This window comes from Alistipes provencensis, from assembly GCF_900083545.1.
Lineage (GTDB): Bacteria > Bacteroidota > Bacteroidia > Bacteroidales > Rikenellaceae > Alistipes > Alistipes provencensis.
Map to the genome: position 1 here is coordinate 1,311,586 of NZ_LT559262.1, position 23,324 is coordinate 1,334,909.

Below are 23,324 nucleotides of genomic sequence, written 5' to 3' on the forward strand. Positions count from 1 at the left end.
GATAGCAATTTCTGTCCCAATCGCACAATCCGTCCGCAAAAAAGAATATTCGGCCGCCGGACGATCGGATGCGCGATGCTGCCGGCGACGTTTTGTTATTTGCCTTGCAGGGCATCCATGACGGCATTGCTCTGGCGGCGGTAGAGGCGCAGGTTATAGGTGAGCTGGAACGAGACGTAGCGGCCTATGGCCAGATTCGTCACATTGCGCAGCGTGGTGCCCGTCACCGAGCGGCGGAAGGTCGTGCCGTTCTGGTCCAGCAGGTCGTTCACTCCGACACTCACCTCGCCCAGCCGGTTGCGGAAGAGTTTCAGCCCCAGCAGGACGTTGCAGATCAGGCGCTCTTCGAGGAACGTGTCGGTGATTCCCTTGTAGTAGTTGTAGTCGGCGTTGGCGCGTACGACGAGGCGTTTCCACGCCACGAACGTGGCTTCGGCCTTGGCGGTCTGGCTGAAATAGGTGTTGTCCAGCGTGCGCACCTGCGACGAACTCTTGCTCACGTTGTAGCGGCCCGTGTAGCTGACGCGGAAATCGACGTTCTCCGAGATGTTGCTTCCCAGCACCACCCCGGCATTGTAGGAGCTGTTGGCCAGTTCGTTGCGTTCGCCGTTGATGATGCTCGGGATGCGCCCCGTCGAGACGCCCGCCCGGAGGTTGAGGTTCGAACGCAGCCACCGCACCGGCATGCCGTAGTTGACGCTGGCGCGCATGTTCCAGAATCCCGAGAGGTTCACCGGCTTGGTGAACTGGTTGCCCTCGCCCAGCAGCGTCCCTTCGTCGTCGATGACGAAATCCGGTGTGTCGATCACCAGCGAGTCGGTGATGGTGTTGGGGCTGGCCGAGAACTCCGCCGAAACGGTGAACGTGCGTCCCCGCTCCGGACTGGTGCGGATGTACTGCCCCGTCAGCCGGTGGGTGTAGACCGGGTCGAGATGCGGGTTTCCGGCGAAAACGTTCTGGCGGTTGGTGGTGTTGACGATGCCCTGCAGGTCGGTGGCGCGGGGATTCGACGTGCGGCCCACGGCCGTGAATTTCAGGGTGTTGTTGCGGGTGATGCTGATGTTCGACACCACGTTGTAGGTGAGGTTGTCGAACGACGCGTCGGTTTTCTGCCGGTAGGGAAAGGCGTAGTCGCTGTTGAATTCGGCGTGCTGGTAGTAGAGCGTCGCCGCGACCTTCGTCTTTTTAAAATAGTATTGATAGGTGCTGCCGACGCGGTGGGTCAGGAACGCATAGTCGTACTCCGTGGACTGCTTCGGGTTGCGTTCGTCGGGGAATACGTTCTCCTTGGTCAGCACGAACGTACTGCGGTCCACGCTGTTGTCGGTGTAGTTGATGCGGTATTCGAGGCTCAGGCGCGACCGTTTCGTGAGCGCCCGGGTGTAGCTTACGCTGCCGTTCACGTCGTAACCCGGCTGGTCGCGGTCGGTGCGTGTGATGTTGCGCGAAGAGTAGTCCGCCGTGTCGCACTCGATGTTGTCGGGGTCGCGGAAGGTGTACTGCCGGGGAAAGCTGAACTGCTCGTAGGAGCGGTAGGTGCCCCCGAAACCGAACGTGAGGTTGTGCGACTTCTTACCCGGCAGGCGGTAGCGGTAGATCAGGTTGTTCGAGACGTTGAATCCCTTGCTGTCGCTCAGTCCGAAGTTGTGGCGGCGGTTGACGAAGCGGATGTCGTCGTCGGAGAACTTGTTGTCCGTGCGGCTCAGGAGCTCGTTGCGGGCGTTGTTGTCCTGCAGGCTGAACGACGTGCGCATCATCAGCGAATGACGCTCCGTGAATTTGTAGTCGATGCGCGAGTTGAAGCGGTGGTTGAGGTTGAGCGCCTTCGAACGGTTCTCGTCGTTGTAGAGCACCAGCTTGTCCGACGACGTGAAGGTCTGCTTGTCGCTTTGGCTGGTGTTGTGGTTGTCGGTGCGGTTGAAGAAGTAGCTGGCCGTGACCTTGCCCTTTTTGCCCCAGTCGTCGCTGTAGTTGACGCCCACGGCCTGCACGGTCGAGATGCCGTCCATCGGGCGGACCATGAAGTTCTTGTTCGAGGTCCGGGAATTCGATTCTTCGGTGGTCCCGAGGATGTCCTCGAACGAGAAGTTCTGGCGGCTGACGTTGTTTACCAGCCCGATCACCGAGATGCGGCGGTCGTTGTTGAAGATGTTGACATTGCCCCCGCCGATATATTTGTCCGGGATGCCGTAGGCCCCGAACACGCGGCCGAAGGCGCCCCGCCGCTTGTCGGGAAGCGTCACGATGTTCAGCGCCGTGACCCCTTCGCCGGTGTCCACGCCCGTGAACTCCGACTGGTCGCTCTGCGTGTTGTAGATGTCGATGCTCTCGATCATGTCGGCCGGGATGTTGCGCACGGCCGACATCACGTCGTTGCCGAAGAACTCGCGGCCGTCGACGTAGACGCGCTGCACGTTGCGGCCCTGCGCCTCGATCGCCCCGTCGGCGATTTCCAGTCCGGGCATCTTCGAAATCAGCGAACCGGCGTCCGACCCGAACGATACCTTGTAAGCCGAGGCGCGGTAGGAGAGCGTGTCGCCGCGGACCGACGAGCGGAGTGCCGGGACCTCGACCACCACGTCGTCGATGGCCTCGGCGCGGGGCGCGAGCCACAGCGAGTCGAGCGCCACGGCGGTCGTTCCGACCCGCAGGTCGGTGCGCAGCGAGTCGTAACCCAGCGAGGTGACGGTCAGCCGGTATTCGCCGTGCGGCACGCGGGGGAAGAGACCGCGTCCGTCGATGTCCGAAGTGGTGTAGAGAGCTGCGGCCGCGGTATCCGTGCGGCTGCGCAGTTCGGCGACGGCGCCTACCACCGCGTCGCGTGTCGCGCGGTCGGCGACCCGGAAACGCACGGTGACGGGCTGTGCCGCGGCGGTCGCGGCGCAGAAAAGGCAGAGCAGGGCGGAAAATGCTTTCTTCAGAGACATCGGTCGGTAGTCGTTCAACGTGCAAAGATAGTGGTTTCCAAGTGTCCGGGATTTCTTTTTTTCGTATATTTGTCGAAATAATTCCGTTTACTTCCCGGGGCGCTATGAAAAACAAGGATATCTTCACTTTCCGCGATGCGGAGAAGCAGGCGGGGCCCGTCGCTTTCTCGACGATGCTCAAACCGGCCGGCTCGGCGTGCAACCTCGACTGCCACTACTGCTACTACCTCGACAAAGCCGTGCAGTACGGCGGCAAACAGGCCGTCATGAGCGACGAGCTGCTCGAACTTTACGTCAAACAATACATCGGGGCCAACGACGTCGACACGGTGCAGTTCTGCTGGCACGGCGGCGAACCGCTGCTGCTGGGCGTGGACTTCTACCGCCGGGCGATGGCCTTTCAGCAGAAATACGCCGACGGCAAGCGGATCGAGAACACCCTCCAGACCAACGGTACGCTGGTCGACGAGGCATGGTGCGACCTCTTTGCCGGGAATAATTTCTTGGTGGGCATCTCGCTCGATGGTCCGCAGGACATCCACGATACGTTCCGCCTGACGAAAGGTGGCAAGCCGACTTTCGAGCGCGTGATGCAGACGATCTCGATGTTCCAGCGCAGCGGTGTGGAGTACAATACGCTGAGCGTGGTGAACCGGCTGTGCGAGGGGCGCGGCGGGGAGATTTACCGCTTCTTCCGCGACACGGTCCACAGCCGCTACATGCAGTTCCTGCCCGCCGTGGAGCATGTCGTCGACAAACCGGGCTTCCACCGCCCGCTGATCGTCTCGCCCGAGCGGGAGGGGGCGCGGCTGGCCGAATGGTCCGTAACGGCCGGCGGCTACGGCCAATTCCTGTGCGACGTCTTCGACGAGTGGGTCGTGAGCGACGTGGGGCGCTGCTATGTGCAAATGTTCGACGCCACGCTGGCCCAGTGGTGCGGCGTGCAGCCGGGCGTCTGCTCGATGGGCGAGACGTGCGGCGACGCGCTGGTCGTGGAGCACAACGGCGATGTCTACTCGTGCGACCATTTCGTCTATCCCGAATACAAGCTGGGCAATATCCGCGAGACGCCGCTGGCGGAGATCTACCGCTCGCGCAAGCGGGTGGATTTCGGGCTGGCCAAACGCAATGCGCTGCCCGCCGAGTGCCTGCGGTGCAAATACTACTTCGCCTGCCGGGGCGAGTGCCCGAAACACCGTTTCGAGACGGGGTCCGACGGATGCCGCAAAAACTCGCTCTGTGAGGGGCTGTACCGCTATTTCCGCCATGCGGAACCTTATATGGATTACATGCGCGAGCTGTTGTCGAAACAGCAGGCCCCGGCGTGGGTCGTGCCGTTCGCCCGCAAGCGCATGGGGCTGATGTAAAAGTGCGGCGATCCGGATCTGTGAACAGGGCCTGAGGGCCCTGTTTTTTTGTGCCCTGTTCGGGGCGGCGGCCTAAATAATTAAAATTTTTTAGTTTTATTTCGGGTGGCTTTAACGATTAGCAGGCAGTGTTTTAGCGGCCGGTCGGACCCCTTTTTCAGCCCGGCCCGGATCGGGGCGGTGCAGTCAAAACGGAGTTTTCCCGTTTTAAGAGTGATGCTATACACAGAAAATATCAAATCCTACCCCTCGATTCTTCAAGCGTACATCGTTTCCTATTACCGCTTACTGGAGGACGTTCCCTTGCTGTAGCACATCTTTTTTCCGGGACGTCATACTCACCTTTTGAGGCCGTAACGCCGGCTTTGTCAGCGTCAGACCAAAGCTAACATTTCAAGCACCATACACAATGTGTGCTTCACCGTCTTCGCATTCCTGCGGAGCGCCTGCAGCACCCTGCCCGTCCGGATCGTTCGGGACGGCGCCGACCGTATCAGTTTCGTTGCGCTTAATTCCTTGTCTTTTATACCTTTGTGCGCACTCGAAGTCACTTGTTGCGTAAGTGCCGTCGCCGGAGATAAACGGGTACGGCCGCCCCCTTTATGTCCGGACCGGACATTTTCTTCACTTTTTCTTGGGACAAAACCGTCCCTGCCATCTCTACACTAATAGAAGACAATATGGATCATCACTTTTGGAATTTGATCCGCGAGGGCGATGAGCACGCCTTCAGGACACTATACAATCTGTATGAGGACAGATTATTCCGGTATGGAATGGGAATCGCGTATGACGAAGAGCTGATAAACCATGCCATTCAGACACTGTTTACCTATCTGTTCGAGCGGCGGCGGAGTATTTCCGTGCCTGTGTCGCCGTTCGCCTACTTGGCCAGTTCGCTGCGCCGGTTGGTGCTGAAAGAGGTGGGAAAACGACGCAACGACTGCCTGTCGATCGACGACGTGCAGGTCTCGGGTTATGATTTCGATCTGGAGATCGACGCCGAGGCCACGATGGTCCGGACGGAATGTACCGAGCAGACGATCCGGGCCCTGCAGGGGGCGCTGAACGGACTTACGAATATGCAAAGAGAGATTATATATCTGAAGTACTACGAGGGATTGGACAACAAGAGCATTTCCGAAATCACGGGATATGCCGACAAGACGATCCGCAATGTGGCCTCCACGGCACTTGCCCGCTTACGGAAAGACAAGATGCTTGGTCAGGCGTACGGGTGATCGTTCCGGATGATTTTTAATGGGCGTTGAATAAAATTAGGAGGAAAAAGGAGATGGAGCAAACTGATATGGACGACTTGTTGTCGAAGATTGTACTGAAGACTCCGGCAAACCGGCATATGGAGGAGATCGGCGAGATTCTGGCCCGCAAACGCGCCGCCAGCCGCCGCAATGAAACCTTCCGCCACAGGCTGACGTTGTGGGGCGTGGCGGCTTCCGTCGTCGTGATAACGGTGGTGAGCAGCCTGATCCACTTTTCGGAGACCGATTTCGAGAGCGGGGGAGAGGAGCTGGTCCACCTGCTGCCCGACAACTCCGAGGTCATCGTCATGCCCGATTCCCGGGTGTCGTACAACCGTTTCACATGGCTTTTCAACCGCCGGGTCCGGCTCGAGGGCGAGGCCGTGTTCTCCGTCACGCACGGGCCCCGCTTCAGCGTGGGAACCCGTCAGGGCGAGGTCGTCGTTCTGGGAACGCGCTTCCGTGTGAAGCAGCAGGAATACGACCTGCTGGTCGTGTGCTACGAAGGATCGGTGCGGGTCGTCGTTCCCGTCGGGGAACTGGTGCTGCAACCCGGCCAGAAAGTCCTTTACGACTCGGCCGGCGTCCGGCTTTCGGACATTGCCGAGCCGCTGCCGCCCGTCCTGTCGTTCAATGCCGTTCCGCTCGAAGAGGTCATCCGGAGCATCGAAGAGATCTTCGGCGTCTCGGTGACCGGGCAGGAACCCTATGAAACCATCGTATTCACCGGGTTTATCACCACCTCCGATCTGAACGAGACGCTCGAGGCCGTTTTCCGGGCCTGCGGCATCCCGTATCAGGTTTCCGGAAATGAAATATCGTTGAGGTGATGAAGCGCTTGTTATGCACGCTCGCGCTCGTGATCGTTTCGGGTGCGTCGGGCTTCGCCTTGTCTGCGCAGCCCGTGAACCTTACCGGCCTGCTGGAACGGCTCTCGGTCGAGCGGAATGTCCACATCGCCTTCAGCCACATGCTGACCAATCCCGTCGTCGTGCGGGACCCTTCGCCGGAGGGGGACGTTCCCGCCGTGCTGGAACGCTGGCTCGACGGCACGGACCTGCGCTTCAAACACTTGGGTGAAAACTATTATATATATAGGAAGTACCGGCGGGATACTTTGCCCGAGGTCTCGACCGCACCCGTTTCCATGCCTGTTCCGGTGTCCGATCCGCTGCCGGCCGTCGAGCCCTTTCCGCTCCCGCAGTCTGTGGTGAAGCTATTCCACGAACCCATTCGGACGGCCTCCGTGCCGTTTTCCGCTCCGCAGTCCTTCCTCGGACCCGTCCGGCTGGAACCGGTCCGGATTCTGCGTCCTGTGGCCGACTTGCCGGCGCCCGGAAGCGGGTATCTGCCGACATGGGCGGTCAAGACCAATCTGCTGTACGATGCGACCCGGACACTTAACCTCGGCATGGAGTTCGGCCTTGCGCGCCGGTGGACGCTGGATGTTTCGGGAAATTACAATCCGTGGACCTTTTCGGAGAACCGGAAGATGAAGCATTGGCTCGTCCAGCCGGAGGCCCGCTGGTGGAGCTGTACTCGTTTTTCGGGACACTTCGTGGGGTTTCACGCACACGGCGGCGGATACAACTGGGGCGGGATGCTGCCGTGGGGAATCCGTCCGGGCGAGGGGCTCCGCAACCACCGCTATCAGGGCTGGCTTGCCGGCGCGGGCGTGAGCTACGGCTACCATTGGGCGCTGGGTAACCGCTGGGGCCTCGAGGCGACGGTCGGTGTGGGTTATGCCTATCTCGATTACGACGAATACCCGTGCGAACGCTGCGGCCGGAAAACGGGCAGCGCCACCGAACATTATTTCGGTCCCACCAAGGCGGGTATCACGCTGATTTTCATGATTAAATAAATTTCTCCCCGAATCTGCGCAGAAAATAGTCGAAAAATCCTTGGGACAAAACCGGGATTAGGGTCTCTTTACTTACAGAGCGACTTCCCTGATGAATTTTTGGAATAAAATCGGAACCGAGAAGACGGTTCCCGAGGTATGCGCTCGCATGTGGGATAGAAGACGCATAAATACAATACGAGAAAAAGATGAGAAAAGCTTTGATGCTGGTCCTTGTGACGATATGCTTCGGCTGTTACGGGGCGTATGCTCAGAAAGCGGCGGTCAAGACCAACCTGCTTTACGACGCGACCTCGACGCTGAATCTGGGCGTGGAGTTCGGCCTTGCGCGCCGGTGGACGCTGGACGTCTCGGGGAACTACAATCCGTGGACCTTTTCGGAGAACCGGAAGATGAAACACTGGCTCGTCCAGCCGGAGGTTCGCTGGTGGAGTTGTACCCGTTTTTCGGGCCACTTCGTCGGACTGCACGCGCTCGGCGGCGGATACAACTGGGGCGGGATGCTGCCTTGGGGCTTCAACACGGGCAAAATGTTCGGTTCGGTCCGCAACGAAAATATCCGGAACCACCGCTACGAAGGCTGGCTCGTCGGCGCGGGCGTGAGCTACGGCTACCATTGGGTGCTGGGCAACCGCTGGGGCCTCGAGGCGACGGTCGGCGTGGGCTATGCCTACCTCGATTACGACAAATATCCGTGCGCCAAGTGCGGCCGGAAGATCGGCAGCGAGACGCAGCACTATTTCGGCCCCACCAAGGCGGGTATCACCCTGATATTCATGATTAAATAAATTGGAGTTTCCGACTATGAAAAAAATACGCATGATCTTGTTGGCGGCATGTCCGGCGCTGGCCTTTCCCTTTGCAGACGGCATGGCCCAGATGCGGCAGGGCAATGTCACCGTGCAGGTGAACGAACTTGCCCAGCGCGGCGATTCGCTCTACGTCGATATGGCCGTGACGACCCGGGGACGGAACGTCCCTTCGCGGATGAGCGCGGATTTCACACCGGTGCTCGCCTCCGGAGAGCATTCGCTGGCCCTGCCCGCCGTTTCGCTCATGGGGCGCAACAGCTACAAGAACCACCGCCGCGCACTGGCGCTGATGAGCGAGAAGGAGCGTGCGGCCTATGAAAAATCGGCTCCGTATTATGTGGTGCCGGATTATAAAGGCGACAGCCGGATGGACTACCGTCTGGCGCTGCCTTACGAGTCGTGGATGTCGTCGGCGCAGTTGAGCCTTCAGAAGAATGACTGCGGCTGCGGCAAATCCAGCGTTACGGACGTGCGCCTGCTGGCCGGCAAAGTGGATCTGGAGGAGGTGATCGTCATCGAGCGCTATCTTATCGAACCCCATCTTGCCTATATACAGCCCGAAGCCGAGGCGGTGAAGAGCCGTGCCGAGCAGGGCGAATCGTTCCTCGACTTTGCCGTCGGGAAGACCAACATCAACCCCGAATTCGGCCGCAACGCGACGGAACTGGAGAAGATCCGCCGGATGATCGATCTCGTGCAGGACGACAAGGATGTGACGATCAACCGTATCTCCATTACGGGCTACGCCTCTCCCGAGGGATCGCTGGCCATGAACGAACGCCTGTCCGAAGGCCGCGCGAAAGCGCTCCGGGACTATTTGCAGAGTCGTTACCCCTCGATTCCCGGGTCGCTCTATTCGGTCTACTTCGGCGGCGAGAACTGGGACGACCTCGTGAAGGCGCTCCAGACCTCCGACATGCCCGACCGGCAGGCCGTGCTCGACATCATCGACCGCTATTCGATCACCCAGGGCCGCGAGGCGAAGCTGATGGCCCTCAAGGGCGGCACTCCGTGGCGTTACATGCTCCGGGAGATGTTCCCCGCCCTGCGTAAGGTGACGGTCATGGTGGATTACAACGTGCGGAATTTCGATATCGAGGAGGCGAAGGCCGTAGTGAAGACCCGTCCCCAGAACCTGAGCCTGAACGAGCTCTATCTGGTCGCCAACACCTACGAACCGGGATCGGCGGATTTCAACAGCCTGTTTGAAACCGCCGTGCGGCTCTACCCCGAAAGCGCCGCTGCGACCGTCAATGCGGCGGTCTCGGCCCTCGAACGACGCGATTTCGTCGGCGCCGAGCGGTACCTGCGGAGCGTGAAGTCCCCGGACCGGATTCCCGAATGCGACAATGCATGGGGACTGCTGCTGATGCTGCGTGATCAGGATTACGACCGCGCCGGAGCCTATTTCGAAGCGGCGCAGGCCGCGGGCCTCGGGGCCGCACAGCAGAATCTTGCCGAGATCGCACGCCTGCGGAAGAATCTCGACCAGATCCGGGAAGCGGAGCTGAAGAACCGAAAATAAGAAGAAAGATTGCAGAATCAAATAGTTAGACGCCTTATTTATTATTAAATGTTCAAAATTATGAAGATGAAGACTTTGTTTGTTGCCGCTCTGGCAACAATGTCCATGGTTGCTTGCAACAAGGACGCCGAACCGACTGGAACCCCTGCCGGGAACGGCGGCGGCAAGACCAATTTCGCCGTGTCGCTTCCGGGCGCGCCGGATACCTACGCGGTCGAGGACCCGCAGGCGGGGGCTATCACGCCGTATTACGACAATGTGATGGTTTATCTGGCCGATGCCGGTGAGAATGTGGTGGGCTACGCATGGACCGATGCCGAGATCAAGGCGCGGGAGAAGCGTTTCGAGCAGATCACCGAACCGGTGGCCGTATTGGTTATCGTGAACTCGGGCAGCGCTGTGCTGCCGACCGGTTCGCTTTCGCTTGCCGCACTTAATAGCAGCATCGACGCCATCACGGTCGCCGATCAGAACAAAGCCGTCAAGACCCTTGCGGCCGAGGATTCGAAAGGCAACGCTGCCGGGACTTACGGTCCCATCCAGCAGGTGATGCTCTTTGGTCAGCAGGATACGTTCACGACGGAGACTCCCACCGACGGCCACACGCTGAAAAAAGCTGCCATAGAACTCAAGTCGATGGCGGCGCGTTTCGAGGTGGGCACCGTGAAGCCGGGCACCGGTCTGGACGCACTGACCGTCGAGGCCGTTTATCTCAACAACTTCTACCTCGACCACGGACGCCTCACCGCTCAGGAGTTCACTGAACTCACTTGGCCGACGGTGTACACCCCCGCATGGGCTACCGACGGCTACAATGCAGCCGTAACGTCCAACGCCGGAACCAAGGTCTATGCTTATCAGGTTCTCCTCGGCGATAAGATTCCCCATATCATCTACAAGGTGAGCGGTACGGTTTCGGCCGGTTACAAGCTCTCCGACGGTACGGGCGACATGGACAATCCGACTCCGTTCACCGACATGTACATCACCGTGAAAGGTTTCCGTGAGAACGGTTCGCTGCTTACGACTATCGAGGGTCACAAAATCTACAAAATGGGTCTGGCCGACGGCGGTATCGCAATTACCCCCGACAAGATCACGCCCGATCCCGAGAAGAACAAGATCGACCTGATCGTAGCTATCACGGTTGCCGAGTGGACATCGGCGAACGTTACCCCCGAATTTTAAGTTTTATTGAACAGCCCGGGGGAGGGAATCCTCCTCCGATTTTTTACTGAAAGTTTTATGAAAAAAATGTATAAAAGCCTTTGCCTCCTGACCGCGCTGGTCATGTTGGCAGCTTGTAACAAGGATGCCGAGCCGAACGGTTCGGCTGCCGTTGGTGCGAAGACCAATTTTGAAGTAGTCCTCCCGGGCGCCATGGAGACCTATGGAGTCGAGGACCCGCAGAGTGCAGGCGCGATCGTGCCGCTCTATAATGACGTTACGGTTTACTTGGTGGATGCCGGTAATAATTTTGTAGGCTATGCTTGGACCGATGCCGAGATCAAGGCAAGAAAGAAACAACTCACGCAGGTTAACGAGCCGGAAACCGTGCTGGTGATCGTGAACTCGGGAGTTACGATGCCGACCGGCTCCCTTTCGTATGCGACTGTTCAGAGTGCAGTTGCCTCGATTGCCGTAGCTACCCAGAATCAGGCGGCCAAGACTCTTGCTGCCGAGGATGCCAAAGGTAATGCCGCAGGTACTTACAATCCTGTCCAGCAGGTGACGCTCTATGGCGAGCAGGATACATTCACGACGGAGAGCGTTGTCGACGGCTATACGACGAAGAAGGCAGCCGTAGAACTCTCGTCACTGGTAGCGCGTCTGGAGCTGGGCACCGTGAAGCCGGGTGCTGGTCTGGATGCGCTGACCGTCGAGGCGGTCTATGTCAACAATTTCTACCTCAATGCTTTCGATGAATCAGCAATCCAGAACTTTACCGAGGGAACGTGGCCCGGGTCATTCACGCCTGCATGGGCTACCGATGGTTACAATGCTGCCGTGACCTCCAACGTGGGGACCAAAGCCTATGCTTATCAGCTTTTCGCTTTAGGCAGCCTGCTCATGCCCCATGTCATTTACAAGGTGAGCGGCACGGTTTCGGCCGGTTATAAGCTCGCTGACGGTACGGGCGATTTGGACACCCCGACGGCTTTCACCGATAAGTATATCACCGTGAAAGGATTCCGCGAAGGCGGTTCGCCGGTCGCATGGTTGCAGAACAACAAGATCTACAAGATGGGGCTGGAAGACGGCGGTATCGCAATTACGCCGGACAAGATCACCGATAAGCCCGAGAAGAACAAGATCGACCTGATCGTAGGCATCACGGTTGCCGACTGGACGTCGTCGAACGTCACCCCCGAGTTTTAAATTTTGTCGAATTACCCCGGGGAAGGTTCCCCTTTCCCGGGATTTATTGAATGATTTATGAAAGCAATCTATAAAAGTCTTTGTGTTCTGACGGCATTGGTCCTGCTGGCATCCTGCAGTAAGGATGCCGAACGGAACGGTGTGCCCGTCGATGGCGCCAAGACCAATTTCGAGGTATCGCTTCCGGGCGCGTTGGATACCTATGCGGTCGAGGATCCGCAGGCCGCGGGCCAGATCACGCCCTATTACGACAATGTGATCGTTTATTTGATGGATGCCGGAGGCAATGCGGTGGGTTATGCTTGGACCGACGAGGAGATCAAGGCGCGCACGAAGCGTTTCGAACAGGTCGCGCAACCTCGCAGGGCTTTTGTCTATGTGAATACGGGCAGCGTGTCCATGCCGATCGGGGAGACCCGGCAAGCCGATTTTTATGCGAAATCGGATGAACTGACCGTGGCTGATCAGAACAAGCCGGTCAAGACCCTTGCCGCGGCTGATGCCAAAGGCAATGCAGCCGGAGATTATCTCTCCGTGCAGCAGGTGACGCTCTTCGGGCATACGTCCGTCTTCTCGGATGTGGCTTCCGACGACGGCCATACGCTGAAAAAGGCCAACATAAGTCTCAAGTCGCTGACGGGGCGTTTCGAGGTCGGGACCGTAAAGGCCGGTATGGGACTGGACGCGCTGAATGTCGAGGCCGTTTACATCAATTATTTCCAGTATAACTGCGACGGAGTGTACGGCAACGGACAGGGCTTTTCCAGCCAGCGGTTCGGCGAGTCGACATGGCCCGAACCCTACACCCCCGCTTGGGCGACCGACGTTGCCGATGCGGGTGTAACTTCGGCGTCCGGTACGAAGGTTTATGCTTATCAGGTGTTCGAAAGCGATCTCGTTCCCCATATTGTCTACAAAGTGAGCGGTACGGTCTCGGCCGGTTACAAACTCTCCGACGGTACGGGCGACGCGGACAATCCGACCCCCTTTACGGGCAAATACATCACGGTAAAGGGGTTTAAAACGGTAACGCCCGTCGATCGTGTCCAGCCCCACCGGATTTATAAAATGGGTCTGGAGAACGGCGGTGTCGAAATCACCCCCGACAAGATCACCGACAAGCCTGAGAAGAGCAAGGTCGACCTGCTCGTAGCCATCACGGTTGCCGAGTGGACGACCGAGAACGTTACTCCCGAAATTTAAGTTTTGTCGAATTACCCCGGAGGGGGAGAACCGTCTTTCCCCTCCGGTTTTTACTAAAAAACGTTATCCATGAAAATACTGTCGAAAATCCTTTTTGCCATGGCCGCAGCCGCTTTGTCCGCAGGCTGTATTAACGAGGACATGAGCGATTGTCCGCCCCCGTTCAATGCCGAACTTACGTTCAGCTACCTCGGCGACGGTCAGGACGCGGCGATGTTCTCCCGAGCGATCGACGGAGTGACGCTGTTCGTTTTCGACAGGGCGGGCGGACAGAATGTCCTGCAGAAAACGATCGGCAAGGCCGACCTGAACCGGTTTCAGGGAACCCAGCTCTACCTGCCCGCGGGCGATTATCGGATCGTCTGCTGGGGCAATGCCTTCGACGACACGGAACTGCTTTCCGGCAGTCTCTCCGGAGGCCGCGTGCATGCGCCTGCGTATGGCGCCGGTGGCAGGATCGCCACCAACGATCACCTCTATTACGGTGATTACGACATAACGGTTCCGGCGGCCGCCAATGCGCCGGAGAAAGTGACGGGAGACATTCCGTTCAGGGGCGCGCATATCGACATGAATGTCTATGTCAAGGGCTTCGGCCAATCGTCCGACCCGGCTACATGGCCGGTGGTGGAGATCGGCAACCTGATGCCCCAATACGATATCCAGATGAACGCCGTACAGCCTTTCGGCACGACGTATCATCCCGTGGTGGCTTGGGACGGCGCGAAAAAGTCCATGTCCTCCGGTTTTCAGGTCCTGCGTTTCGCCGACGACAATCCGGTGACGGTCACCGTCCGCGAACCCGCGCCCGACAATACCGTCAAAGCGGTGGTCGACCTGCGCAAATACATGGCCGACAACAGCCTCACCGTGGACAACCTGCACGAAGCGGCGGTCGACATGCTGATCGAATTCACCGACCTCGGAATTTCGGTCACGGTCCCCGACTGGACCTCGACCGGCACGGAACCGGAAATTTAGCCTCCGGACTTAGTTAAAACCGAAAAAGCGATTGAGCGATGAGAAAATATACTGTTTTGCAAACCTTGGCCCTGATCCTTCTTTTGTCGGCCGTTTTCTACGGCTGTGCCAAAGACAGCACATATGGCGGCGATAAGACGGTGGATATGCAGCTTGCGCTGGATACCTATGCCGTCGGCGACGATCCCAACGCTTCGTCGGACAACGAGGAGCTGATCAAATCGGCGTGGGTTTATATTTTCAACGAGAACGGCGTGCTCGAGAATCCGGGCAAGACCGCCGTGCCGGTAGCCTCCTCGGGTGAAGCTGCCGACGGGAACGGCCGGCTGAACCATACATGGCGTGTCACCGTGGGGCCGAAGGACATCTATGTCCTGCTCAATGCCGGGCGTCTGACCCGCGAGGGCCGGGTCGTCGATCTCGACACATACAATCCCTTTTCGAAAGCCGAACTGGAGTCGCTGATAACCGATCCGACCGCCTTTGCAGCGGATTTTCCGGCATCCGGAAATGCCGGGATGCTGATGAGCGGAAAACTGGGCACGACCGTCTCGGCCGCCACTTCGCTGGTGTCGGTTCCCGTGGCCCGGCGCTATGCGCGCATCGACCTGAACCTGCGTCGTAAGGCCGACCTGACCGGAGCTGCCGTCGTCGTCAAGAGTACGACGCTCAAGAACCGCCGTGAAAAAGCCTATGTGCTGGCTCCCGTGACCGAAAGTACGGGTGACGACGTTGTGTACCTGAACGATCACGGGGACGTTGCGGTCGGAGCGAGCCTGACGGATTATACCGCCGTCACTTCGTTCTATACCATGCCGCGGACCGGCGCTTCGAAGGCCGCCTGTCTGGAGCTGGTGGTCGGCATCGACGGCAGGGATTACACGCTGCCCGTCTATCTTAACCGCGGGGCGCTCGGGGGCGGTACGGGCAACAACGAGAACCTGCCGCTGGACATCTCCGCGAATAAGGTCTATAAGGTCGATGTCTCGATCGAGCGGCAGAGCTTCACGATCGCCATGGAGATTCTCGAATGGAATGAGACGTCGGTGAACGGCGACGTCAACGGTTCGTCGCTGGCGCTGGATTCCGTCGTTCTGGTGCGTGCAAGCCGCGAAACGCTCGTTCCGGTGCTCACCAAGGCCGATTCGGTCTATGCGAGGCTCACCAGTCAGGCCGTAAACGTCGGATATATCCTGCATGGTGCCGATGTCGACGGTGTGCTGGGCGTCAAGGCGGTCAACGGCAAAGCCGAAATTCCCATTACGGGACCTGCGGCCTATCCCGTCGGAACGATGTACGGCATGACGGTCATGGCCGGGAACATTCGCCGCAACGCCCTGCTCCGGGTCGACGGAACTCCGGTGCTGGAGGTTGCCGACGAAACGATTGAATTCCCCTATTCGGGTGGATACAAAAATTATCAGGTGACGAGCTGCATCGACCTCGGCGACGAGGCCGGAACGTTGGCCCGGGTACCCTGGACGGCCGAGTTTTCGCTCGACGACGGCAGTAGCTGGTCTTCGATCCAACCGACATGTATGCAGCAGTTTACCGCTTCGCATGCCGGCAGCACGGCTCCGGCTTCGTTTGGCGTAAGGCTTGAAATGACGCCCGGTGTTAACCGTTCGACGTCGAGCACGAACTTGCGGGAGGCCGATCCGGCAAACAACCTCGACCTTTCGATGGTCGACGGCAGCCGTAATACGGCCAACTGCTATCTGGTCAACGCATCCGGAACCTATACGTTCCCGCTGGTTTACGGCAACGCCGTCAAAGGCGGCGGGCCCAACATCTCAGCATACACCTCGACCCAAAGCGGTGAGAACATCCTGCCCCGGTTTGTCAACCACCTGGATAACGAGATCGATGATCCGTATATTTACCGGAATACGGATTGTGCGCCCGCCGACGCCATCGTTGTCTGGCAGGATGTGTCGGGATTGGTGCAGAACGTCGCCCTGACCGCCGACAAGCAAAATATTTCGTTCGAAGTGCCGCGTTCGACGATCCAACAGGGCAACACCATCGTCGCCGTGCGCGACACTGCGGGAAAGATTATGTGGAGCTGGCATATCTGGGTGACGGACTATGTACTGGGGACCGATGTGAAAAAGGTCACGAATTTCGGGGGTGTGCAATACGATTTTCTGCCCGTCAACCTGGGCTGGTGCGAGGGCAAGACGATCGACTACGACAGCCGCAAAATTCTGGTGCGGCTTACGCAGCCCACAACGGGACAGAACGTGGTTTTTGTACTCGATCAACTCTCCGGGACGGCAACCTTCCCCGGGAACAATACCTATTACCAATGGGGGCGCAAGGATCCGATGCTGCCGGGTTTAAGAAACAACGGGGTGACCAGTTCAAAGTCGCATTATTCCGACACCGGCTATAGATTCACCATGTATGAGGGTGGAGTGTCCATCGGAACATCCATCCTGAATCCGCATGCGTTTTACAAAGCGTCGGCCAATTGGTGCGATGAGGGCTACTTCAATATCTGGAGTGCGAACAATACGGTTACGAACTATAACGACAACCCGGTTGTCAAGACCATCTACGACCCCTCTCCGGCCGGGTATTGCCTGCCTCCGTCGAATGGGTTCACGGGCGCGACCTCTCATGGCGCCGGTGCTAACGGTGACTATTTCGGATCGCGGTTCAACTCTCCGTATACTGCGGAAACGGATGTTACGGACAATTTCTGCTGGGAGTTTTATTGCAATAAAATGGTCGGCGAAGGCAGTTATGACATCGCAGGCGGTACGATACTCTATCCGCTTACAGGCTCTCGGAATCAGACGGGGACAGGTTGGTATGCCGGCGAACGGAGTTTCTGTTGGACAGCTCTTCCGGCTTCGGCGGATTACGGACGCAATGCGACCTTCCAACCGTTGTATATCGGTACGACGAACAGCTCCTATAAAGCCTGTGCCTATTCAGTGCGGCCCGTCCGGGAAAAATAATTATTTTGAATTACGGAACTATGAAAAAGATACTGATATACGGTTTTTACCTCTTAGGGGCTGCCGCGCTGCTGGCCGGCTGCATCAAGGACGAAGTGGCGGATCCCGCTCCCGTGTCCGGTGAGAAACTGACCCTCCAAATGCCCGATGCGCAGGAGGTGGCCATCACCCGCGCCGCCACCGAAATGGAGTGCAGGATCAGCAGTATGTACCTGCTGGTCTACCGCAGCAATTCGCTCGTCCACAAACAGCTGATCGCGGCGGCGTCGGTCACCGGCAACGGTACGGCACAGCCTTCGGTCGATCTGGACTATAAAGTGCGGGCGAATGATAAGGTCTATGTCGTGGCGAACTACTCCGCATCGATCGGAACTTCGCTGCAGGAGCTCGGAACGGGCACCACGGAGAACGACCTTTCGGCGCTGCTTGTCTATACCAATCCCATAAACAGACGGTTGACACCCAGTGCGGAAATGCAGCCTTTGTACGGTTCTGTCACTTGGAGTGCGGGTTCGAACGTCTGTACGTTGGTGCGTTCGCGGGCCAGAGTGTCGGTTGCATTGGACGACTCCGGTCTTTTCTCCGGAAAAACGCTGACTTATATACTGGCCGGCGCTCCCGAAAAGACGAGCATGGAGGTCGTGTACAATACGACTGCTCAGAAGTATGAAATCCCGAACGTCGACGGGCTCGGCGGGACGTGGAATACGGAAGCCGATATAGACAATATAATCCCTTTGACGTATGCGATTTACTGCGCTCCCTATCCGATCTCGACGGATGCGGGCGGGGTGTCGGTCGACAAAAACACGTTCGACAAACGCCGCACGTCGCTGATCCTGTGCGCCACCGACGCCTCGGATGTGAAGGAGTACTACCGGCTCGACTTTTCCAAGCAGCTCGCCTCCACGACCATTCTGGGCGACGCTTCGAACGAATACCTCGACATTGACCCCAATACGCACTATGCCTTCCGCATCGAGAGCGTGAAGAGCGGCGGTTACACCACCGCTGCCGAAGCGTGGAAGAATCCCGGCAGCAACATCGAATATACGGTCACGGTGTCGGGTGACGGCTGGAAGAGTTCGACCAGCAACGGCCAGTATCTGGTCCGCTCCGACCGGGATACGGTTTTCGTCCTGAAAAACATGGCTGCGGCGTCGGACCTCGTCCGGTTTGCCTGCCAGATGCCCGATGCCGGCCAGAAACCGGGCGGGGACCTGCCCGGATCGGTCGATACACAGATCGTAAGCCTGGTCGGTTCGGATAAGAAGACTCCGATTCCGGTCGAGAACATGCAGCTTTGCAAGAGCGACGGTATGCCCATTGCGAACAATACGTTCGATTTTTCGGGCGAGACGATCCCTGCCGAGGGCTACCGGCTTAAATACATTTCGGGAGCCTCGATGCCCACCGGGCGGATTTTTGTGAAGGTTCGTTACGGGAATATCGACCATTACATTCCGCTTGCACACGTCGTGTTCTCCGTGAATATGCCTACGACCTCGTTTACCTATGAGGGAAAGGCCGATAACACCCTGCGGATCATGAGTTATCATATTCCTTCCGGTCAGGCCGGTTATTTCCCCTGCTCGTGGACGACGGAATTTTCCGTCGACGGAGGGGAGACATGGACGGATTCGGCGCCCGATATGATCCCGGCATTCCCGGGGAGCGGACCGGGTTCGAATCCGGGGAAACCGACTCAGTTCCCCTATGCTTACACCTTCGATGTAGCCGCCCGGATTCCTGCCGTGGGCAATCCGCATAACGTTACCCTGCAAACTACCAAGCCTGTCAACGGGGTCTACGACCTCTCGACCAAAGGCGGCATGGAGGCGATGAACACGGCCAACTGCTATGTTATCAATGCACCGGGTACCTATAAGCTTCCGTTGGTCTATGGCAATGCCATCAAGAACAACGACCCCAATGGTTCGGCATATACCTCGACCTCCAGCGACACATATGTACTGAAGAATTTCGTCAACCACCTCGATGAGGCGATCAGTGATCCGTATATTTACAACAATGCGAATTGTGAGCCCTACGATGCCTGCCTCATCTGGCAGGATGCCGAAGGATTGGTACAGAGAGTGAACCTCATGAACGATAGGCAGAACATTTCGTTCGAAGTTCCGAAGTCGACCATCCGGCAGGGTAATGCCATTGTCGCCGTGCTCGATGCTTCGGGGAGGGTTATGTGGAGCTGGCATATCTGGGTGACGGACTACAGATTGGGCGAGGACCTGAAAACGGTGACGAATTATCAGGAGGTCCAGTACAATTTCCTGCCGGTGAATATCGGCTGGTGCGATGCCGAGACCCTGACTTATGCTGCCCGCAGCGTGATGGTCCGCTTTACGCAGGCCCGCACCGGGTTTACGCAGGTTTTCGAGATCGATCAGGAAGCACATGTCGATACGCATACCGGGAACCAGCCCTATTTCCAGTTCGGGCGCAAGGATCCGATGCTGCCGGGTATTCGCAAGTCGGCCGGTCCGGTCGGTGACAAGGCTTGTTATCCCGGCGAAGGCTATGCGTTCGATATGTCCGGGGAGGGGAAAGTTTCCATCGGAACGGCCATCCGGAATCCGCATGTGTTTTACAATTACGGAGCTTCGGATGCGATTACCGATTGGTGCGCTACGTCCTATTACAATGTCTGGAGTGCCAATAATTCGGTGACTACCGGCAATGACAATCAGGTCGTCAAAACGATCTACGATCCTTCGCCTGTGGGATACTGCGTGCCTGCATCGAATGCCTTTACGGGATTCACCTATAACGGACAGGCCGTTTCGGGCGCATATCACGGCTCGCGGTACAACTCGCCCTATACGTCTGATTCAGAGGTTATCGCGAACTTCGGGTGGGAGTTCTATTGTAATAAAATGCAAGGAGCCGGAGTCTTCGATCCTTCGGGCGGAACCATATTTTATTCGGCTTCGGGTTATCGCAGCCATACGGACGGTACGGTGTATAACGTCGGCAGCAGCGGCTATTGCTGGTCGGCTGTTCCGTACAGCTTGAGTTATGGCCGGGGCCTGTACTTCTATTCGGCGCAGGTCGATCCGTGGTATAACTACTATCGCTCCTATGGTTTTGCGGTCTATCCCGTGCAGGAGAAGTAAGAATGACAATGCTCAAACTACGTTACATACTGGTAGTTGTGCTGTCGGCAGTCCTTTTCAGCTCCTGCATCAACGAGGAGTACGAGGGGCCCGACCCAGACCTGCCCGCACGGACGATCCTCGTCTGGCTGGGCGGCGACAACAATCTCTCGGACGAGACGGGGCGCAAGATCGAGGCCCTGCGGCAGGGGTGGACCTACACCGGGAACAAATGCCTGATCTATCAGGATTCCCGCGACGGGGCGCGCCTGCTGCGCCTGCGCGGGGGCTGCCGGACGACACCGACGCCCTATGTGGAGATTGTCCGGGAGTACGGTGCGGAGAATTCCGCTTCGCCGGCGACCTTCGCCCGGGTGCTGCGGGAGGTTGCGGACGAATATCCGGCCGACAGTTACGGGCTGATCTTCTTCTCGCATGCCAGCGGCTGGCTCCCGGCGGGGACGCTGCAAAATCCGCAGAAGCAGCGGAAACACTCCCGCTCGATCGGTGTCGACGACGGGGGCACGGGACGCGCCGAGATGGAGATCGCGGAGTTCGCCGCGGCCATTCCCGACGGGATGTTCGACTTCATCGTCTTCGAGACCTGCCTCACGGCGGGAGTGGAGGTGGCTTACGAACTGCGCGGGAAGAGCGATTACATGCTGGCTTCCGCGGCCGAGATCGTCTCCCCGGGCTTTACTCCCGTCTATCCGTCGGCGCTGCGGCTGCTGTGCAATACGGCCGTGGAGACGCGGACGGCCCTCGAGGCTTTCGGGCACGCTTGGATGAATTATGTTGCGACAAATTATACCGGGGCACGCCGTTCGGCGACCCTGAGTCTGATCGATATCGATGAAACATCCCCACTGGCTGCCCGGACACAGGCCGCGCTTCGGACTCGCTCAGCCGAAGCGCCCGACTTATCCCGTCTTCAGCATTTTGATCGTCCGGGCAGCTATGGGGATTCTCCGGCCCTGCCGCGTTTCTTCGATTTGGATGAGTGGGTGGAGGAGGTGGCCGACCCGGATGAATACGAGGCGTTCCGGGCCCAGTTGGAACGGACGGTGGTGTGGAAAGCCGCGACGGAGACATTCATGGCGGGGCAGAACGGATTTACGGTCCGCCGCCATTCGGGTCTCACGACCTATGTCGAACAGGACGCATTTCCCGACCTCAACCAAGCCTACCGCCGGTTGTCGTGGAGCGGGGCCGTGTATGGATATTGATGATAAAACAGCGAATAGACCATGTCCGGAGAAGCCCATCCCGAAAGAAAAAGCCGCCGCCGAAAACCGGGGGCTGCGTTTCGGGTTTGTATGGGGACCCTGTTCCGGATGTCGCTCGTCGGCCTGCTGACCGTGTGCATGTTCGTCGCATTCGTCGTCTGCCTGCCGTTCACGGGCATCGACTCCATCCGCAAACGGATGAACGATCCCACTAACGAGGAGATATAGGCCCCGCATTGCGGGGCTTTTTTTGGGGGCGTAACGCCCCGAGCAGGGGGAGCGCCGCCGCCAGCGTGATCCATGCCACGACCGTCAGCGCATCGGTGACTCCCTCGACATAGGTCTGGGGAGTCAGTTGTGTTTCGTGTGCCGCGTGGAGGGTCGTGCGGGCGGTGAATACGACCGTCAGAATGGCGATGCCGAAGCTGCCTGCGAGCTGCTTGATGCTGTTCGAGATGCCGGCTGCGGCGGCCATGTCCTGCTGGGTGAGGTTTTTGAGCGAAAAGAGGTTCAGCGGTGCGAACGTCAGCCCCATGCCGAAGCCCCGCAGGTAGAGGACGAACAGGATGTGGCGGTGGGTGGTGTGGATCGTGAAGCGGCTGGCGAGCCAGAAGCTCAGGACCATGGCGAGAATGCCCGCGACGACCAGCAGGAGCGGTTTCAGGTAACGGGTCATGTAGCCCGCGACGGCCGATAACGCGCCCTGAATAAGCCCCACGGGCAGGAAGACGCTGCCGGCCATCAGGGCCGTGTAACCCAGTCCGCGCTGCATGTAGAGCGGCAGGAGATAGGTTCCGCCCAGCATTCCGACCGCAAAGAGCGTCAGCACGCCCATCGAAATACCGAAATTCCGTTCCCCGAGCAGGCGTATCTGCAACAGGGGCGTCGGGTTGCGGAGTTCCGTGACGATGAAGAATGCGAATGCCGCCGCCGCTACGGCGAAGCAGGCGATCACCGTCGGCGAGGCCCACCCTTCGTGGTTGGTCGCGGAGTTCCCGCGGGCGAGGGCGAAGATCGTGAGGGGCATGAACAGCACGATGGCCGCGAATCCCTTCCAGTCGAAGGGGTGGCGCACATCGCCCCGCCACTCCTTCTGGATGAAGACCGAGAGCAGGACGGCCAGCAGCCCCACCGGGACGTTCACGTCGAAAATCTTGTGCCAACTGTATGCGTCGACCAGATAACCGCCCAGCAGGGGTCCGAACGAGATCGAAGCCGCCGCGGCCATCGACCACAGGCCCAAAGCCAACCCCCGCTCCTCGGGTTTGAATTCGCGGGTGACGATGGCCAGTCCCAACGCCTGAATGATGCCGCTGCCGAGGCCCTGCAAGGCCCGTGAGGCGATGAGGAATCCGTCGCTCGGGGACTTTCCGCAGAGCCACGACCCGAGGGTGAACAACACCATTCCGAGGATGTAGACGCGCTTGTTGCCGAAACGGTCGGCGAACCATCCGGCCGAGGGGAGCATGACGGTCATGGTGATCATGTAGGCCGTGATGACCCATTCGGCCGTGGAGATGCCGATTTTGAACGAGGACATAATGGCCGGAAGCCCCACGTTGACCACCGTTACGTCCAGCACGGCCATGAAGGTTCCGAGCATAATCATCCCCAGTATCCACCATTTGTAGCCGTTGCTTTGCCGGATATGTGTGCGGAGGGTTGCCATCGGTCGCTCCGGGGCAAAAAAAGTGCCACG

General features: G+C 58.5%; 16 protein-coding genes. 14 read left to right on the forward strand and 2 right to left on the reverse strand.

Features of this window, described 5'->3' with window-relative positions:
- Positions 1 to 95: 95 nt before the first annotated feature.
- Entirely contained in the window at positions 96 to 2,927 is a 2,832-nt protein-coding gene (locus tag BN5935_RS05205) for an outer membrane beta-barrel protein (protein WP_064975185.1), read from the reverse strand.
- A 104-nt stretch (positions 2,928 to 3,031) separates the two neighbouring features.
- Between BN5935_RS05205 and BN5935_RS05210 the strand changes: the two genes are divergently transcribed.
- The 14 genes from BN5935_RS05210 (at position 3,032) to BN5935_RS15100 (ending at position 21,853) form a co-directional block, all read left to right on the forward strand.
- Complete coding sequence (locus tag BN5935_RS05210; protein ID WP_064975186.1) at positions 3,032 to 4,294, forward strand: anaerobic sulfatase-maturation protein; 1,263 nt, start codon at positions 3,032 to 3,034, stop codon at positions 4,292 to 4,294.
- A gap of 680 nt (positions 4,295 to 4,974) precedes the next feature.
- Entirely contained in the window at positions 4,975 to 5,535 is a 561-nt protein-coding gene (locus BN5935_RS05215) for an RNA polymerase sigma factor (RefSeq protein WP_064975187.1), read from the forward strand.
- 53 nt (positions 5,536 to 5,588) lie between these two features.
- Positions 5,589 to 6,386, forward strand: coding sequence for a FecR family protein (locus BN5935_RS05220; protein ID WP_235821019.1), 798 nt, complete (start codon positions 5,589 to 5,591; stop codon positions 6,384 to 6,386).
- Positions 6,387 to 6,859: 473 nt separating this feature from the next.
- Positions 6,860 to 7,420, forward strand: a complete 561-nt coding sequence (locus BN5935_RS14855) for a DUF3575 domain-containing protein (protein ID WP_204244929.1) — start codon at positions 6,860 to 6,862, stop codon at positions 7,418 to 7,420.
- A 188-nt stretch (positions 7,421 to 7,608) separates the two neighbouring features.
- Entirely contained in the window at positions 7,609 to 8,208 is a 600-nt protein-coding gene (locus tag BN5935_RS05230) for a DUF3575 domain-containing protein (protein ID WP_064975190.1), read from the forward strand.
- Between the two features lie 16 nt (positions 8,209 to 8,224).
- Positions 8,225 to 9,757, forward strand: a complete 1,533-nt coding sequence (locus tag BN5935_RS05235; protein WP_064975191.1) for a DUF3868 domain-containing protein — start codon at positions 8,225 to 8,227, stop codon at positions 9,755 to 9,757.
- Between the two features lie 66 nt (positions 9,758 to 9,823).
- Complete coding sequence (locus tag BN5935_RS05240; RefSeq protein ID WP_235821020.1) at positions 9,824 to 10,945, forward strand: hypothetical protein; 1,122 nt, start codon at positions 9,824 to 9,826, stop codon at positions 10,943 to 10,945.
- Between the two features lie 66 nt (positions 10,946 to 11,011).
- A complete protein-coding gene (locus BN5935_RS05245; RefSeq protein ID WP_064975192.1) occupies positions 11,012 to 12,136 on the forward strand; it encodes a hypothetical protein in 1,125 nt (374 codons plus the stop codon).
- Positions 12,137 to 12,193: 57 nt separating this feature from the next.
- On the forward strand, positions 12,194 to 13,339 hold the full coding sequence (locus BN5935_RS05250; RefSeq protein ID WP_064975193.1) for a hypothetical protein: 1,146 nt from the start codon (positions 12,194 to 12,196) through the stop codon (positions 13,337 to 13,339).
- A 69-nt stretch (positions 13,340 to 13,408) separates the two neighbouring features.
- Positions 13,409 to 14,320, forward strand: a complete 912-nt coding sequence (locus BN5935_RS05255) for a FimB/Mfa2 family fimbrial subunit (protein WP_064975194.1) — start codon at positions 13,409 to 13,411, stop codon at positions 14,318 to 14,320.
- A 38-nt stretch (positions 14,321 to 14,358) separates the two neighbouring features.
- The gene (locus BN5935_RS05260; protein ID WP_162272058.1) at positions 14,359 to 17,286 is read left to right on the forward strand and encodes a hypothetical protein; all 2,928 of its coding nucleotides are present in this window, start codon (positions 14,359 to 14,361) and stop codon (positions 17,284 to 17,286) included.
- A 20-nt stretch (positions 17,287 to 17,306) separates the two neighbouring features.
- Entirely contained in the window at positions 17,307 to 20,420 is a 3,114-nt protein-coding gene (locus tag BN5935_RS05265) for a hypothetical protein (RefSeq protein WP_064975196.1), read from the forward strand.
- An 8-nt stretch (positions 20,421 to 20,428) separates the two neighbouring features.
- A complete protein-coding gene (locus tag BN5935_RS05270; protein ID WP_064976845.1) occupies positions 20,429 to 21,625 on the forward strand; it encodes a clostripain-related cysteine peptidase in 1,197 nt (398 codons plus the stop codon).
- 90 nt (positions 21,626 to 21,715) lie between these two features.
- Entirely contained in the window at positions 21,716 to 21,853 is a 138-nt protein-coding gene (locus tag BN5935_RS15100; protein ID WP_157377874.1) for a hypothetical protein, read from the forward strand.
- Here the strand turns inward: BN5935_RS15100 and BN5935_RS05275 are convergent.
- Entirely contained in the window at positions 21,837 to 23,294 is a 1,458-nt protein-coding gene (locus tag BN5935_RS05275) for a DHA2 family efflux MFS transporter permease subunit (RefSeq protein WP_064975197.1), read from the reverse strand. The two genes, BN5935_RS15100 and BN5935_RS05275, sit on opposite strands and share 17 nt — an antisense overlap.
- Positions 23,295 to 23,324 lie beyond the last annotated feature (30 nt).

Bases quoted from the DNA above. Each gene is read 5' to 3' on its own strand.
- BN5935_RS05220 (WP_235821019.1), top strand. From the start codon at position 5,589: ATGGAGCAAACTGATATGGACGACTTGTTGTCGAAGATTGTACTGAAG.
- BN5935_RS05215 (WP_064975187.1), top strand. From the start codon at position 4,975: ATGGATCATCACTTTTGGAATTTGATCCGCGAGGGCGATGAGCACGCC.
- BN5935_RS05265 (WP_064975196.1), top strand. From the start codon at position 17,307: ATGAAAAAGATACTGATATACGGTTTTTACCTCTTAGGGGCTGCCGCG.
- BN5935_RS05230 (WP_064975190.1), top strand. From the start codon at position 7,609: ATGAGAAAAGCTTTGATGCTGGTCCTTGTGACGATATGCTTCGGCTGT.
- BN5935_RS05255 (WP_064975194.1), top strand. From the start codon at position 13,409: ATGAAAATACTGTCGAAAATCCTTTTTGCCATGGCCGCAGCCGCTTTG.
- BN5935_RS05275 (WP_064975197.1), bottom strand. From the start codon at position 23,294: ATGGCAACCCTCCGCACACATATCCGGCAAAGCAACGGCTACAAATGG.
- BN5935_RS05240 (WP_235821020.1), top strand. From the start codon at position 9,824: ATGAAGACTTTGTTTGTTGCCGCTCTGGCAACAATGTCCATGGTTGCT.
- BN5935_RS05210 (WP_064975186.1), top strand. From the start codon at position 3,032: ATGAAAAACAAGGATATCTTCACTTTCCGCGATGCGGAGAAGCAGGCG.
- BN5935_RS05205 (WP_064975185.1), bottom strand. From the start codon at position 2,927: ATGTCTCTGAAGAAAGCATTTTCCGCCCTGCTCTGCCTTTTCTGCGCC.
- BN5935_RS05245 (WP_064975192.1), top strand. From the start codon at position 11,012: ATGTATAAAAGCCTTTGCCTCCTGACCGCGCTGGTCATGTTGGCAGCT.
- BN5935_RS05235 (WP_064975191.1), top strand. From the start codon at position 8,225: ATGAAAAAAATACGCATGATCTTGTTGGCGGCATGTCCGGCGCTGGCC.
- BN5935_RS05260 (WP_162272058.1), top strand. From the start codon at position 14,359: ATGAGAAAATATACTGTTTTGCAAACCTTGGCCCTGATCCTTCTTTTG.
- BN5935_RS15100 (WP_157377874.1), top strand. From the start codon at position 21,716: ATGGGGACCCTGTTCCGGATGTCGCTCGTCGGCCTGCTGACCGTGTGC.
- BN5935_RS05250 (WP_064975193.1), top strand. From the start codon at position 12,194: ATGAAAGCAATCTATAAAAGTCTTTGTGTTCTGACGGCATTGGTCCTG.
- BN5935_RS05270 (WP_064976845.1), top strand. From the start codon at position 20,429: ATGCTCAAACTACGTTACATACTGGTAGTTGTGCTGTCGGCAGTCCTT.